Source organism: Enterococcus sp. 5H (assembly GCF_028128615.1).
GTDB lineage: Bacteria > Bacillota > Bacilli > Lactobacillales > Enterococcaceae > Enterococcus_L.
Map to the genome: position 1 here is coordinate 15,783 of NZ_AMDP01000061.1, position 14,954 is coordinate 30,736.

Sequence of the window (14,954 nt, forward strand, 5' to 3'; positions counted from 1 at the left end):
GGCTCGTTGTAGCCATTAAAAATTATAAGGAGAAGTAAACCGTGGAAAAAGAAAATCTTACCCCAGAATCTCAAATTAGAGCGAGCAAAAATTACAGGAAGAGAATCAATTCCGATGAAGAGAAGAAAGCACATAGAAACTACATGACAAGTAAGAGGTCTGCTAAGTCGTTCATTAATACAAAAGCCACACTCGAAGACCTAGCAGAGCTTGAGCAACTGATCTCAGAACGTAAAAATGAGTTATCTGTTTAATCTTAACGTTTTGTTTGATATACTTATAAAGTAATTTAGCTTAAGGAGGATTATTATGAAAAAAGTGATTTATGGAGTTTTATTAATTGCTGTATTTGGGCTTACAGCTTGTGGGAATGATAAAAAGGAAACGACTGCTAGTAGTAAAGTAGAACAGTTAGAATCGAGAGTTAAGGAGTTGGAGAGTTCTTCTAGTTCAGAAGCTCCTACCAAAGAAGATGAAGATGCTGTATTAGCTGATATAAAATCTGATACAAATAAAAAAATTGCACAAGCATTTTTTGATGCTGGTTTGGAAATGTATGTAAATAAAGATATTGGTTTGGGTGTTACGGAAATAGATACAATTAATGATGCTGCTTATCTTGATCCTATACCAGAAACCGGACTATCTTTTTATACAGAGAAAGTAGACTCTGGCTTTGAATATATAATCAAGATATACACTTATCCTGATGAAGCTCAAATGAATATGGCTATAGACAACTTTGAAAACGGTGAATATTCAGTCCCTCAAAGAGTTGCTCGTAATTCCCACATTAATTCATTCATTACAGCAGATATGTCAATGAGTGAGGCTGATTTCAACAAATACAAAGATGTATTCGAAAAAATCCAATAATAAAAAAAGTACCCTCTCACTTAAGAGAAGGTACTTTTAATTTTTATACAGCTTTAAGTTTTGTTGTTTCGATCAAACGATCGTACCAAGGCGCTTTAGTTGTCCAATTAAAATGTGGCATTTCTTTACCGTTGTTTAGTCTGTAAACATCACGTAATACTCGTGCTTGATCTGGTTGTTTAAGCGCAATAACTTTTTGTCCGTCGTAATAATAAAGTGTTGCGTCCTTATCTGTAATATTAAATGTACATACCATTGTAATTACCTCCTGTTGTTTTGGTTTTTGTGTTTGTGTATTTTGATTGTTGCTCGTGTTGCTGCTACCAGAATTACTACCGCCTTGACTGGTGGAGTTTCCGCTCAAGCCGAAACCTTCCGCAATTCCGTTGGCCATATCAGTGATAATTGAGTTGAAATTGTTGTTGTAAGCTGCCATATCTTCTGCATTATCAATAAAGCAGACTTCATACAGGCACGATGACATTCCTCTGCTTTTTGCATTGTAAATTACAGAGAAATTCGTTCGCTTTACACCGCGATTGGTAAAATACTTGGCCAACTTAGAAACAACTTTTTGTTCTACGACATCGCCTGATTCTGAGGTTGTAATATACGCCTCTGTTCCTTTGGCTTGCTTATTAAACGAATTAAAATGTACTTCGAATACGTAATCGAACGAACCGCCAAAATTCAAGCGTCCGGCTTGCGCTTCGGCAAAAGCATTTTTGCTTTGATCGTATACTTTAACGGCAAAGCCATTCGCTTGCAGTGGACCAACCAAAGCATTTACTACTCGGCGAGTTTCTACTGCTTCAGAAGTCCCGTTGCCAACAGCTCCTGGATCACCAGCACCATGACCAGCAATTAATAAAATACTTGGCATTATTCATCACCCCCATTCTCTTTTGGCTTCGTATATTCCAAAGCTTGGTTGCTATCACCTAACCCTTTAGTCGTTGGGTCTGGAATCAAGTTAATAGCATTAATAACAGTTAAACCCACAATATACGGATTAGAAACCGCCTGAACAAATACTGTCCACAACGCTGGCCAAGACGTTAGGTCTTTCACCTCTAACCCCATATAAATTAAAATAGGTACCAATAAGGCACCTACAAAGCGAACAATAAATGATAAGTTATCTTTTGAAAATCGTACGCTCAAGTTAATCTTATTCTTCATGATTTAGCCTCCTATTTTATTCATAAATAACGTGTAAAGTTGTTGTACTAACCAAAATAAAATCCCGCCGCTCGTAATACTAACAGTGATGATTCCAAATATTTTACCAGTTGTCATCATCCTAAATTCATGCGCGTGTTTTTCTTTTTGATCGTTTTTACCAATTATCGCGGTTAGCAACGTATCAAATTGCTTTTGCATAAAGGTTTCATTTTTATCCATTTTTGTATTAAGTACTGCCATATCACTTTTTAAGTCAGATAAGCTATTTACATTTTCTTCTAATTTTTTCTGACCTTGTTGTAAAAGAGCGATGTCCCGATCGTGCTTATCTACGAGTTTCTTTAGTTCATCTTGCATATGCCACCGTCCTTCCTCACTACGCCGTACGTTCCCACATATAAACTGTAATATACGGTTGCATGTTGTTATGTGGCTGACTTCCGCCTGTATATCCAGTTGTCAAACCGTCATTTATCCCAATTTGTCCGCCTCCAGGAGTTGCATTACCAACCAAGTAACTTGTCGGATTGGTTCCAACAGTAATTCTTAATGCATCGTGACGGTGGCGGAAAGATTCTGCTTCAGTGATTATATGTGCTTTTTCTCCGCCTGTTTTACCAGCTGCGTTAAAGTCTGTGTCGCTATCATCTACACTAACTAATGTTTTCCCTTGAGCATATCGTTTCCATGTTCCTCCGAAAAGTTCGCTTGGTTCATCACTTTTAGTACTCTGGTAAATACTGCCAATTGGGTAACAGAAATCAAGCAACCCATTGACTGCTTGCGAATGTGTGTACGGATATTTTTTCTCTCCATCAATTTCCAAATCTACTATTTTAGTCATCTGCTTCACCGTCCTGAATAATGTCAATACTTACTACTTCTAGCGCTCTAACATACTTGTCAGTTCCTACCATGAACCCCTGTAGCGGGTTCCCTTGTTCATTTGTTTTGAAACCATTGATTATTTCAACGGCATTTTGCAAATCAAAGCTTTCAACTTCAATTATTTCTGGCTCTTTCCCTTGCAACTCTAATTTTACTTTCATGCTTCTGCCTCCTGGTCAATTTTTACTTCCATAATCTCGATCAATGCGATCTCACTTACTCGAATCGTTGCTGTGTCCACAACTTGGCAAAAACGCTTCTTACACTTTAAAAGCTTTTTTCGAGCTTCTTCGGCTTCGCTTCGGTATTCGAAAAGTAACTGAACACTGACACCATTTTTTAATGTAACGACTAAATTTTTCATCTAATATTGTCCTCCTAGTTGGCTTTGAATGAATAAAAATAAATCTAAGTGAGCTTCAATACGAGCTAGCCCATTTGGTAAAATTTCAATAGTATGCCAACCTCTAGTCACCATACCTTCACTATTTTTCAAATACTTAATCAAACTAATGCGATCACCAGAAATAGCTGTAATTGGAACTGTTACTCCATCAACTTTTATCGTTAATCGATTAGGGATTGAATTGTACTCAAAAATGCCATACTCAATTTCATGGGTATGGTTTGGCAAAGTTATTTGGTGCGTATGAGCTGGTATAGTTACATTGTGTTGGTGCGCAGGAATGGTCACACTATGCTGATGAGCAGGAATACTGACACTGTGTTGATGCGCTGGTATCGATACACCATGCGTATGCGCTGGCGTTGTCACAGAATGGGAGTGATCTCCTGAGCTTTCGGCAGTTTGTATGATTGAACTTTGTGCAGCGGATATATCCAATATAACAGTTTGACCTAAACCATCAACGAATGCGCGTGCCCCTGTTTGTCCAATGGGAGGATTCCTACCGTTGTTAAACATCACATGTCTGTGATTCCCACCGGCGCTACTCGTATTCGTACTTTGGCCAGCTGCACTACTTGTCTGAGTGCTTCCACCGCCAGACGAACTTGTTTGTGTTCCGCCACCACCTGAACTACTTGTTTGAGTACTGCCTCCCCCAGATGTACTCGTTTGTGTGCTTCCACCACCGGCGCTAGTAGACGTGACTGTTGCCCCGCCACCTTTAATCGCTTTTGAATAAGCTCTGAACGCTCGTGTGTTGTATGTCAGCTCTAATTCATTTACATTCACCACATTCTCATTGATATAAAATCTCAGCCTTGCTGGTGAATTCGAATCACAATTATCTTGAAAGTCAACACTAGTGATATTCGTTGCCCCTTGAGAGTATAGTTCGTTGATTTGTTGCCGACGCTCTAGATCAGTTGCGGTTGTTCCTAAGTCATCTTGAAGGCTTCCTATGACTAGTTCTCGTTCCCATGGTGTCTTGGTCATGTCTGGTGCTTTCTCTTTAAGGATTCTTAAGTCAAGCGTGCCATAATCATTCGTCACCACTCTTACAATGTCACCTTCATGGAAACTGTCAACGGTTAAGCCGGATAGTTCCGCTAGTTGGATAGCTCGAATTTCCCAACTTACTGCAGGTTCTTTCCATTTGTCCAGAAGCGCTTGGCAACTAGATTTTAAGTTTTCCTCTACAGTAAAACGTCGATCAGCCCAAACATACTCACGTAAGCCATATTTAGCGATTGATTCTTTATTCTCTAAATAAGGTATACCGTTGTTTACTCGCTTAATGTCCAGTTGGTTAATACCCTCACCAGCTCCTAGCGGATAGAGACGATTAAATAAGTTATTTGGATTCTCTGAAATTTCAAACCCGATCAGGTTATAACCCTCTTTAATTCGACAGACAGGCTTTGTCTCTGGTTTTACTAGGTTCAATGTCCACGGATAACTTTTAGTATCCCACGACCAACGAAACTGTTCATCAAACGGCTTAGGCACGCTTAACAAGGCACTAAGTAAGTTTTCGTTCTCCCAGCTATAGTGAAAGTATCGGACGAAGTCAACTTGGCCAAGTTTCCAGTGTTGGGTATGCTGCTTGTTCAATAAATAATCAATCACTTGCCTTGTGGTCCAATTCTCCAGTTGATGAATTTTAAATAAAGAGCTGTCCAAGAGTGTCGCAAAAGCATGTTCACAATCGTAACTGATCTCATTTGTTGCTCGATTGTGGACTGTCTTCTTCGGCATAATTCGAAATAGCCCGATATACTCATCATCGTTGGTTAATTCAATCCAATGGAAAAACTGAACTTTTTCATTTTTTGGATCATTTAAAGGTAAACGAAAAGAAGCCGTCCATAAACTGTTCGACTTCTTCTCATAGCTGACCTGATAAGCATTTTCTAAACGTGCTGTATAATTTCGTTTCATATCTAAGACTTTTACTCTAATCAACTACTTCACCTCGTTCAGTGAACGTGATGACAGGTAAATTGGTTAGTTTCGACTTATCCGCTTTTGACATCAGCCCATCTTTAGAAGTGGTGGCCAAGTCTGTAAACTCAACTTTCCGTGACAAATCAGAAGTTAAACGAGCATTTAAAGTGTCGTGTTTTACCCCTTTTTGATCGGTTCGAGCATTAACGATTTCAGGGTTACTGTCTCCAGCTTCTTGAATAATTTGGTCAAATTCATTACGCACACCATTTGCTACTTCAAGGGCATTCTCTGCAATCGCAATGGATTCATTTCCTTTTGTTGTTGCAATAGAAATAGAACTATCCCCTTTTTCGTTAGCAATTCGAATCGCTTCTGCTCCTGTGGTTTCAGCGATTTCAATAGATTCATTCCCTTTATCAGTCGCAATTTGTATGGATTCATTCCCTAACTCTGTTGCTTTTTGTATTGCCTGATCGCCTTTAGCAATAGCTGTTTCGGAGTTTGTTTCTGCTCTTGCTGCGGCATCAATTGCTAACTCGTTTATTTTGATACGTCCAGCATTTAATGTATCTGTTGCTAATATATGTTCTGCCATTCGTTGCGCCTCCTTAATTAAATCTTTCTCTGTATGACACAGAAAAGTAAATATCGGCATTTATCGCCTCTGCGACAATTTCATTGATGCCCGGTTTAAGTACAAATTCACCATCAATAAACACTTCTTTCCCATTCAGAAAACCAACATACCTGATCCAGTCCAATTCATAATCAGCATTGACCAAGTCTTTTATTACAAATGCTTTTTCACCGTTCGCATAAAAAGTGACCCGTGTCGCAGAACCTCTGATACGCACGATTGGACTTACTGCAAGACCTTTATTCTCAAGCTCAAACTTCTTACTGATCGGTGTGTTTGCGTTGCTGCCCGAAGTGTCACCCATTAAAAAGTTGTACGTAAAATCGATAACTTCACTACCCCATACAACATTGTCGGATTGGATATGGATTTCCCCACGTCCGCTGTGTCCAAAAGTGTAATCAAAGGTAAAATCAATTTCTTCGCTACCCCAGCAAACATCTTCAGCAGTAAAGCGAGCATACTTATTCGGATCATTCCCTACTAAAGTGAGTTCAAAATCAGCACCCACAACATAGTATTTCGGATTTGGCGCAACTTTCATTTTCACCAGTTGGAACACATCATTTTCGTCTGAAAAAATAATTTTTAATAATCGAGGTCTTCCGAAATCATCTGTGATAAAGTCCATGAACTTTCGAAGATCAAAGCTCCTATTGGCTGTCTCTTGTCCCATATAAGCGACAGGGATTTTAAGCGTTCGACTGTTTAGCTCGTCGCCAAAATCCCATTCACCTATGAGACCAGGTATTTCTACTGTCTTGGCTTTAATAGCAGGAGAGAGCGGACGCTCCCACCCTGCCAATACAACCATGTTGAAATCTGCTAAAGTTGTTGTATCATCTATTGTTATTTGCATATAATCCCTACTTTACATAGCGGGTCTAGGTACTACACCTTGACCTCTAGCCGTTGATTCGCTGTCAGCGTTAATTCCTTTTGACATTGGACCTTTTAAAACATCGGTCACAAGTCGGCTATCCATATAAGAATTGGTGTCTTTCTCTAATAAGGAATGAAGAACATCGGTCATGTTTGCTAGTAAACCTTTGATTTCCTCGTTATCATTCGTAAGCGTTTGTTCCATAGAAGCCCCGAACGGTTGGGCAATTGCCCCCATTGCTATGTCACCAACTGCTAAGTCTGTCCCGGTTATGATTTCCGCAATATCCTGCATCGTATTAAATACTGCCGATTTGCTATCCTCAAGACCTAAAACAAGACCGTCACCTGTAAATAAACCAGTTTGGCGCATCACACGAGAAGGCGAATTGATTCCTAGTACACCTTCAATTTTTTCACGAATGCCATTTCCGATGTCTTGCATCTTGTTCCAGACTTTCTCAGCCATTTCAGTAATTCCGTTTAATAAGCCTTGAATAGCATCTCTACCAACCTGAGCTAAATCGATACTCGATAGAAAATCGATAGATTGCGTCCACTTAGTGCTAACCGTCTCATAAACAGCGGTTAATTTTTCAGATACAGCCGTTTTAGCTTTCTCCCATGCATCTGACACTGACGCAGCAATTCGAGCTGGTAAACCAGTCATCCAAGCTAAAGCAGCGTTCCATTTAGCGATAACTGTGTTATATACTTCGGTCATCTTATTTGTTACGGCTGTTTTAGCGGATTCAAAAGCCGTCGTAGCAGAGCTTTGTAAACGACCAGGTAAGCCAGTCATCCAAGCAATAGCTTGATCCCATTTCGTTTTGATTGTTTCAACAATTTCACCCATTTTTTCAAGGGTTTTGTTTTTCATGTTGATAAAGGCATTAACCACAGCAGAAATAATTGCTCCTGTGGAATTGTTAAACACTCCTTTAATTCCTTCCCAAATCTGAGAAAGTGCATCAAGAATGTTTTGCATGATTTGACTAGCTGTGTTTCTCATCTCGTCGAATCCTTGAGTAAAGAATGTGACGATCAAAAGTATTGGGGCCAAGAAAATGTTTTTAATAAGTGTCCACGCACCAGTGAAATAATCCTGTAAACCAGTGAATACTCCTTGTACATAAGGATAAATCCACCCGAAATGTTCATCTATGAAGCCTTTAATTGCTCCTAGAGCATCAGAAAATGTTTGTTTAACTGCTGTCCATTTTTCGCCAAACCACGCTGGCAACCCTTCAAACCAAACTATTGTTGCGTCAAAACCTTGCTTGATTCCTTCGCCGACACCTTTGAAGTATTCTTTTACACCGGACCAAGAATTTTTAGCGGCATCTCCTGATTTTTTGAAGCTATCTGAAATAGCTTTGCCTTTATCACTCGCCCATTTGGTTAGTGGTTCGAAAATCTTACCAAACATTTGCCCGATCGCTGAAAGACCCGCTCCTATACCGGCTAATACTTGCTTACCTAAAGCTCCCCAGTCTACACTTGCTAGTCCGTTTTTAATTGCTTCCCAGATAGCTGGTAAAGCTTCAATTAGCAGAGGTATTGCAATAGTAATCCCTTCAATCAAAGCCACTAGAATTTTGATACCTGCTTCAATTAACATAGGCAGTGCTTCGGTTATCTTTTCAATAAAGATAATAATTAACTCGACAATAGCAGTGATAAGAGCAGGCAAATTGTCTACAATTCCATCAATAAGCGCCATAAGAAGAGTTAGCCCAGCTTCTAATAACATTGGCAAAGCTTTGATAATTTCAGCAAGGAAAGTTTGCAGCACTTGTAGTACAACCGGAATAATTTTACCCACATTCTGAGATAGCCCTTGTACTAAACTCGTAATGATTTGAGCAGCACCTTGAATGATCGCTGGTAAATTTGCTGTGAGAGCTTCTAAGAAATTAGTCAACAGCTTGGTTCCTTCTTGCATCAAGGTAGGAATTTTACTAGTGATACCCGTTACTAGACCTGTAATAATTTTAGGACCCTTCTCAGTTGCCATTTGGAAAAATCCGTCTAACTGTGTACCAAATTGACTTTGTGCTAAACCTAAGCCAGCGATGATAACAGCAATAATTGCTCCTGGTCCTACCAACTTAAGAGCCATTGAAGCGAGCCCTCCAAGTTGTCCAATCATGCCAGAAGCCATTGAACCGAACTGACCACCTATTTGTTGGAAGCCTGAACCAAGTTGACTAAACATAGGTGATAGTTCCCCTAGTTTTCCTTTTACGGCGTCAAGTTTTCCGAATAAACCGGAATTGTCAAAGCGACCTAATTTGGCTCCCCATTCAAATGACTGTTGCCCGATATAATCGCCGATACCTTGAAATTGAGTTACTACAGATTCTTTTACACCAGCAAAACGTCCGCCCAAGGCATCTATTTTACTTAAGGCAGAATCGGGTAATAGTTTTCCAATGATATCGCCACCAGCTGAACCAATGTTTTGGATCGATTGACCGAACTCGGATACTTTACTCATGCCACTGCTCAATTTACCCTGAAACCCTTCAACCGTTGACCCGATCGAACCAAATGCTTTCGTTGCTGTACTTGGTATCAAGTCAATTCCTAGATTGAGTGTTTCAAAGGCTTTCGCGACTGGTGAGAGTGCCGAAGTAAACTTACCAAACAGTTGTAACGCTGGACCAATACCGACGGCAAATGCAGTCCCCATTCCAGCAGCTTTGATTGTTGCTTGTTGTGTTGCCGGAGAAAGTGCATCAAATTTCGCTTTTAGATCAAGCACTAATTTAATGACCCCTTGGAACGATTCGCCGAATTTCACACCCATTTCCGTTGCTTTATCCTCTAGCTTGCCTAATAGTTCGGTAAACTCGCCGACAAGTGGTTTGAGTGTAGAAAAGAAGCCTCCGCCTTTGCCACCAGCATCTAGGAAGTTTGCACCAATACGGCCAACAGATGACCACATATTTGCTATAGAAGCACTAAACGAGTTATCACCAATCGTTTTAGCAGCGCCACCAATATTTTTTTCAATAGCGGCTAAAAACATCTCAGAAGATATTTCCCCTTTAGAGGCTAAGTCTTTTACAGAATCTGTCGCAACTCCTGCCTCTTTTGCGATCCATTGATAAATGGGTAACCCTCGATCTGCCAACTGGTTTAAATTGTCCGTATATGCTACATTCGAGGTCTGAACTTTGTTAATAATTGACCCCATCTCACTTAGAGAAATACCAGCAATAGCGGCCGCATCTCCTGTAAGAGTTAGGTATTTTGTCAATTGTTCCCCAGGTTCAATACCTGCTGCTACAGCGCTTGCCGCAATAGTTGCCGCATCCGCCATACCAAAAGAAGTTCCTTTTACCGATTCTAGTGCTGATTTCATAATGTTCTCAACACTTTCACCACTATGACCAAGACCTAACAGTTTCGCTTTAGCGTCATCGATACCCACTAAACGATTAAAACCTTTTACTAAAGTAATCCCAGTTAATGCAGAAGCCGCTCCTACTGCCGGTTTTGTTATACTTGATGTGAGTTTATTCCCCACTCCAGTGAACCAACTCCCCATTGAATTTAATCCATTAGATAAAGTGTTGTTTGCTGTTCGAGCGTGACCAACCACTCTGTCTATGGCTTGTGTGGCTGGCTTATCATCTGCACCGATTTTGCCGAACAACTCAAATATATTAACTGCCAACACCTTCACCCCCTAATGTATTCAATAATTTCAATGCTTCGTTCATTCCTGACACAGCTTCGGTCTCTACTTCTGTTTTCGTTTTCAAGCTATCCGCATGTTCTTTCAGTAAGTCATCCTTAAACTCTTCAAAAGACTTCTCTCTGAATGGATTTGACAACCAATTTTCGCGTAAGTCATCATCCAGCTTTTCTTGATACATCGTTTTGATAAACTCTGGTAAATCACTAAATCGCATAGAAGATAACAAAAAAGAGACATCGTTGTATCGTCTAAACAACATGTCTCTAAATTTATTGATACCGCCAGCACTTTCTACTATTCTGGCAAGGTAAATAATTCTTTTAATTCCGTTTTCGTCACTTCGAAAAAATCTCTCAACAGCCTCACATACTGACTTAATGGCAATTTACCCACCTCTTCGGCTGTAAAATCACCTTCCAAAATATCAGCTAAAAAAGCGTTTAGTTCTGTTTTAATCGTTTTTAAATTGGACATGACCATTTTCAAGATTTGACCGATAATGTCGAAACTTTGCTTGCTAATTTGGGCGCTTACAGCTTCTAAATCTTTTTCAGCTTGCTTCGCCTCTTTAGAACCTGGGTCTTTCTCAATAATTAACTTGTATCCCACTTGCTTGGCCATTACATCCGCTGCTTGATCTCGTTGTTCTAAAAAGCCAATGATTTTGTCTGTTAATTCCAACTTGTCCGCGAATGCTAAAACTGTGAACATATCATCAGCCATTAAAGTTCTGATTTTCAAATCTTTTTTGCTAGCCATTATTTTTTACCTGCCTTTTCATCAGTAGTTGTTTCTGGCGCACCATCTAGTTGTCGAACTGAACGAGTTTGTGCTGGTTCTTCTGGCACTTCCGGTGTGTCTTTTGTTGGGTATAGAATAGTAATAGGTAACGCTTGTGTTTCGATATTTTCTGGATCTGTTCGAGCTTCAAACACTGCTGTGTAGACGGCTTCTGATTTGTCTTTGGGTTCTAACTCCAAACCAGACGTACAAATAGCATAATCTACAATAATGATAATCGGTTTTTTCGATCCGCTGATCGTCCCGATATAGGCCATATTTTTAATATAATCTGATTCTTCAATAATGGCTTTCGGTTTGATAATCTCGTAACCAGCCGGGAAGTCGGTTCCATCGCTTGATTCTGAATCAGCTAACAACATCATTTTAAGATTAGATAGTGTATGTTCAATCATGTTCAATTCAAATGTGCCTTCTGTTTCTTCAATCATGTCTGCACCTACTGGCGTAGTAAACATTCCGTCGATCGGAACTTTTCGATACGTATTCTTCATTGTTAATTTAGAACCTTCACTCGTCGCTCCGATTAAATCGTAGCTCCATTTTTTTGCTGTAGCATCCCACACAAGGTTTTTTACCCATGCACCTGCGTTTAACAGAAAATTGCCTGCTGCTTCTTTGGTGTACCCTGTTTTTGGTAAGTTCTCACTTGTAATTGTTGACATTTAACTTTTCCTCCAATCAACACGCACATAAATTTGTGCATATCTTCTTTGTAGTGTGTCCGACCCTGTCGGTATGTTATTTGGTCGAATAAAATCGAACCTTATGAAAAATTGTTCATTTAATATTCGATTTTCATCATCATTAACGAAATTCTGTAGTTTCCCTATAACCTCTTCAATACGCTGATTGTTCTTCCCTTGATCGTCGAAAACATCACAATCAAGATAGAATCCTTCTTGATTTTTACCTAAAGGTTCCCCAGTATAGCTAAAAGTCATGTAAGGGTAATCGACTTCTTTCTTATAATTTCGTATATAAAATACTTCGGGAAGAACCTGTTTGAAGGCGTTTAGTAATTCTGCAATAAGTAAATCCATCAAATAGACCTCCCGAATATTTCTTTGGCTAAAGCCTGAATTTGCGCATTGGATTGTCTAAAGGCAGGGCGTAAGAAAGGTTGAGGTGCCATCCCATAAGTAAATTGCCATCCCCAAGTCGGGTCTTTGTATACCCAACCACCTTTACGACCTTGACCGTTCTCAGCGAATTCTCCTGTCCCAAACTCTACATAAACGGCGTAATCTGTATTTGCACCCACATAGCCGACTAGTTCCTTTTGATCGACTTGATACCCAATACTTTGTTTCAATTTACTTGTACTGATCGGTAGTAGATTAACTGCGAACCCTTCAACCATCATACATGCTTGTATTAGCCACTCAACAGTTGCTTTTTTGATGGCATCTTTCCCGGCTTGAGAATTGTCTACAAAAGTCATTAGGCCACCTTCTTGCAATAAATCTCATACTGGCTATTCAGTTCCATAGGATTATCAACAAAGGTGATTTCGTAGGTTAACCCTGATCTAGGGTTATAAATACGATCAGCATTTGTAATATCTACTGACACATCGAATAACATGAACACATGGCTAGATTCTTCAATAAAGCTGTTTGAAGAGTTCGCCTCATCTCCTGTCAATAAATCTAGATAACCTTCAACTTCATAAACCGTTCGCCATTCTACAATTGGTTCGCCTATTGGGTTGGTTCCTGTTGTCACTTCACGTTTAATATCAAAAGAAAAAGGTCCCATACTCAGAACCTCAGCTTTCGATATTTAGTGATAAATGCCATCATTGCTGCAGGATAACCATTGACCGTTTCAGAAGAATTCTGGTCATAATATGATGTGGACCATCGAGAGATTGTTTCTGATTTGATGCCCAACTTATGCCCCATTCGCTTGTCATACTGAATAAGCTTTCGAACGCCTGCCACAATATCCGCTGGGTACTCCACCAAAGTGGCAATAGCTCGCATAACAGTAGTAGAGATAAACGGCGTGTCTCCCTCAACTTCAATATAATCAGAATCTACAGTTTTAATGGTATATAGACCGTCATTGTATTTAGAATTTGATACTTGGATCGTTTTTCCTTTTACAAAGCCGATCTTTTCCTCAAACGAAACAATTTTAGTCCCTTCAAACTTCAATTGATCGATTCGGACATTGCGATTTTGGAAGTTATTATGTGTAAGTTCCCTAATCGCTACCTCAATGCCGTCTAAGTCTTCTTGGGTAATTTCAGAGTGTAGTTTTTTAGCCTCTGCAAGAGTGATAATCATAAGTGTTCCCCCAATCTAAAAGAGGATAGCTTATTCGCCACCCTCATTTGCTTCTGTTTCTAGTAATTCTTTTAATTTGTCGTTGCTGTCATTTCCTTTGTGTTCAATACCCAATTCAGCAAGTTTGGCCAAAGCTTCTTTACGATCAAATTCGCCGCCTTTTTTAGCCTTTTTAAGCGCAAGCTCCAATTCAGCAATTGTTGCTTTGGCTTGTTTTAATTCGTCCGATACTGCTTTATATTCTGCGATTGAATACGTCTTGCCGCCTGTTGCTTCTTCAACAACTTCGTACGAGTTTGTCTCTTTGTCTAATTCGACTACATCATAACCTTCTGACAAATAGGTGCTTTTCTCTGAATCATCGATTTGTAAAATACGACTACCTTTTTTTACTTTCATATCTATTCTCCTTCAATAACAAAGGCTAAACCTTCGTGTTTTGTTTCGAATACAATGACATCGTCATAAGATTGTTCATAGTATAAGAAGTTTCCGCTATTTGCTGCAGACGGTGAATCTAATCCCACAAAGCTGTATTTTTGAGGTGCAGCCATACAAGGAATATGAATCAACATCATCTGGATTTGTTTGGCTGTTGGATCAGCTACGGCACCAGTCGTGAAATCATATAATGTTTTCATGCGATCAGATGGGATTGCAGGTTCAATTGTTACTTCATCCAAGCGATTAATCACTCGATTGATTTCGTTTGTACTTCCTTGTACTGGTAATGTACGGCCGAAGTTCTTCAAGTTCTTAATCAATGTACGAATAACTGGTGTACAGAAGATTGTACGTCCAACTGCAGGTACGCCCTGTTCATCCATTTCAGTCATTAACTTATCGAATGTTGTCAAGAAGTTTTCTTCTGTTAACGTCAACGCCACAATTCCGTCTCCGCCGCCTAATGCTTGTTTACGAGCAAACAGACTTGACATCATTTGTTTATCCATTTCTGGAATTTTTTCTTCATCGTTGTAAACCTTAGTAATGTTCGCAATCGACGTTACAAAGTTTGTTTCATCAATATCTGACGGATCGACTAATGTACTCCAGTAGCGTTCGTTCGTCAGTTCGTAAGTTTCCCACTGGTTTTCGTAATTCGCTTCAATCCCGGTAATACTACGACGCGTACGATCTTTTCGCCCGCCTTTGATTAATAGTTTTGGTAACTTCACCGTTTTTTGTCCTGTCCATTTAATGATAGAGTTAGACGGAGAACTCCAAAGTTTTTGAGTATACAAAAGTCCGTTTGCTGCATAACGTTGTTGTAATCCTGTTTGATAAGCTGTTGCATAATTTAAAATTGCTGGCATTTTATTTCCT

General features: G+C 39.6%; 21 protein-coding genes. 2 read left to right on the forward strand and 19 right to left on the reverse strand.

Annotation, left to right across the window (positions count from 1 at the left end; translation table 11 throughout):
• The first annotated feature begins 74 nt into the window (after positions 1-74).
• Both C240_RS14615 and C240_RS14620 read left to right on the forward strand, forming a co-directional pair.
• Positions 75-254: a hypothetical protein gene (locus C240_RS14615; protein ID WP_442896605.1), complete on the forward strand. Its 180-nt coding sequence runs from the start codon at positions 75-77 to the stop codon at positions 252-254.
• A gap of 55 nt (positions 255-309) precedes the next feature.
• On the forward strand, positions 310-876 hold the full coding sequence (locus C240_RS14620; RefSeq protein ID WP_271497305.1) for a hypothetical protein: 567 nt from the start codon (positions 310-312) through the stop codon (positions 874-876).
• A gap of 43 nt (positions 877-919) precedes the next feature.
• Here the strand turns inward: C240_RS14620 and C240_RS14625 are convergent, their stop codons facing one another.
• From C240_RS14625 to C240_RS14715, 19 genes are read right to left on the reverse strand one after another with little or no spacing between them, the layout of a single operon-like run.
• Positions 920-1,759 (reverse strand): N-acetylmuramoyl-L-alanine amidase, encoded by an 840-nt coding sequence (locus C240_RS14625; protein ID WP_271497307.1) that lies wholly within the window; start codon positions 1,757-1,759, stop codon positions 920-922.
• Positions 1,759-2,058: a phage holin gene (locus C240_RS14630; protein WP_271497308.1), complete on the reverse strand. Its 300-nt coding sequence runs from the start codon at positions 2,056-2,058 to the stop codon at positions 1,759-1,761. Before C240_RS14630 ends, C240_RS14625 begins: the two co-directional genes overlap by 1 nt.
• Positions 2,059-2,061: 3 nt before the next feature.
• Positions 2,062-2,418 carry a hypothetical protein gene (locus C240_RS14635; RefSeq protein ID WP_271497310.1) on the reverse strand — a complete coding sequence of 119 codons (357 nt, stop codon included), beginning with the start codon at positions 2,416-2,418 and terminating at the stop codon, positions 2,062-2,064.
• A 19-nt stretch (positions 2,419-2,437) separates the two neighbouring features.
• Positions 2,438-2,905 carry a phage baseplate protein gene (locus tag C240_RS14640; RefSeq protein ID WP_271497312.1) on the reverse strand — a complete coding sequence of 156 codons (468 nt, stop codon included), beginning with the start codon at positions 2,903-2,905 and terminating at the stop codon, positions 2,438-2,440.
• A complete protein-coding gene (locus tag C240_RS14645) occupies positions 2,898-3,110 on the reverse strand; it encodes a hypothetical protein (protein WP_271497314.1) in 213 nt (70 codons plus the stop codon). The genes C240_RS14640 and C240_RS14645 overlap by 8 nt, the downstream gene beginning before the upstream one ends.
• Positions 3,107-3,313 carry a hypothetical protein gene (locus C240_RS14650; protein ID WP_271497316.1) on the reverse strand — a complete coding sequence of 69 codons (207 nt, stop codon included), beginning with the start codon at positions 3,311-3,313 and terminating at the stop codon, positions 3,107-3,109. The genes C240_RS14645 and C240_RS14650 overlap by 4 nt, the downstream gene beginning before the upstream one ends.
• Positions 3,314-5,320: a phage tail spike protein gene (locus C240_RS14655; RefSeq protein WP_333908829.1), complete on the reverse strand. Its 2,007-nt coding sequence runs from the start codon at positions 5,318-5,320 to the stop codon at positions 3,314-3,316. It abuts the gene before it with no gap.
• Positions 5,313-5,900, reverse strand: coding sequence for a hypothetical protein (locus C240_RS14660; RefSeq protein ID WP_271497318.1), 588 nt, complete (start codon positions 5,898-5,900; stop codon positions 5,313-5,315). Before C240_RS14660 ends, C240_RS14655 begins: the two co-directional genes overlap by 8 nt.
• A 13-nt stretch (positions 5,901-5,913) precedes the next feature.
• Complete coding sequence (locus tag C240_RS14665) at positions 5,914-6,801, reverse strand: phage tail domain-containing protein (protein ID WP_271497320.1); 888 nt, start codon at positions 6,799-6,801, stop codon at positions 5,914-5,916.
• 12 nt (positions 6,802-6,813) lie between these two features.
• Positions 6,814-10,509 (reverse strand): tape measure protein, encoded by a 3,696-nt coding sequence (locus tag C240_RS14670; RefSeq protein WP_271497323.1) that lies wholly within the window; start codon positions 10,507-10,509, stop codon positions 6,814-6,816.
• A complete protein-coding gene (locus C240_RS14675) occupies positions 10,499-10,792 on the reverse strand; it encodes a hypothetical protein (RefSeq protein ID WP_271497325.1) in 294 nt (97 codons plus the stop codon). Before C240_RS14675 ends, C240_RS14670 begins: the two co-directional genes overlap by 11 nt.
• Before the next feature lie 35 nt (positions 10,793-10,827).
• Entirely contained in the window at positions 10,828-11,292 is a 465-nt protein-coding gene (locus C240_RS14680; RefSeq protein WP_271497327.1) for a hypothetical protein, read from the reverse strand.
• Positions 11,292-11,999 carry a hypothetical protein gene (locus C240_RS14685; RefSeq protein ID WP_271497328.1) on the reverse strand — a complete coding sequence of 236 codons (708 nt, stop codon included), beginning with the start codon at positions 11,997-11,999 and terminating at the stop codon, positions 11,292-11,294. The genes C240_RS14680 and C240_RS14685 overlap by 1 nt, the downstream gene beginning before the upstream one ends.
• Positions 12,000-12,377 (reverse strand): hypothetical protein, encoded by a 378-nt coding sequence (locus C240_RS14690; RefSeq protein ID WP_271497330.1) that lies wholly within the window; start codon positions 12,375-12,377, stop codon positions 12,000-12,002.
• On the reverse strand, positions 12,377-12,778 hold the full coding sequence (locus C240_RS14695) for an HK97-gp10 family putative phage morphogenesis protein (RefSeq protein ID WP_271497332.1): 402 nt from the start codon (positions 12,776-12,778) through the stop codon (positions 12,377-12,379). The genes C240_RS14690 and C240_RS14695 overlap by 1 nt, the downstream gene beginning before the upstream one ends.
• Complete coding sequence (locus C240_RS14700; RefSeq protein WP_271497333.1) at positions 12,778-13,095, reverse strand: phage head completion protein; 318 nt, start codon at positions 13,093-13,095, stop codon at positions 12,778-12,780. Before C240_RS14700 ends, C240_RS14695 begins: the two co-directional genes overlap by 1 nt.
• A 2-nt stretch (positions 13,096-13,097) precedes the next feature.
• Positions 13,098-13,628 carry a hypothetical protein gene (locus C240_RS14705; RefSeq protein ID WP_271497335.1) on the reverse strand — a complete coding sequence of 177 codons (531 nt, stop codon included), beginning with the start codon at positions 13,626-13,628 and terminating at the stop codon, positions 13,098-13,100.
• A gap of 30 nt (positions 13,629-13,658) precedes the next feature.
• Positions 13,659-14,027, reverse strand: a complete 369-nt coding sequence (locus C240_RS14710; RefSeq protein ID WP_271497337.1) for a hypothetical protein — start codon at positions 14,025-14,027, stop codon at positions 13,659-13,661.
• A 2-nt stretch (positions 14,028-14,029) separates the two neighbouring features.
• On the reverse strand, positions 14,030-14,944 hold the full coding sequence (locus tag C240_RS14715) for a capsid protein (protein ID WP_271497339.1): 915 nt from the start codon (positions 14,942-14,944) through the stop codon (positions 14,030-14,032).
• Positions 14,945-14,954 lie beyond the last annotated feature (10 nt).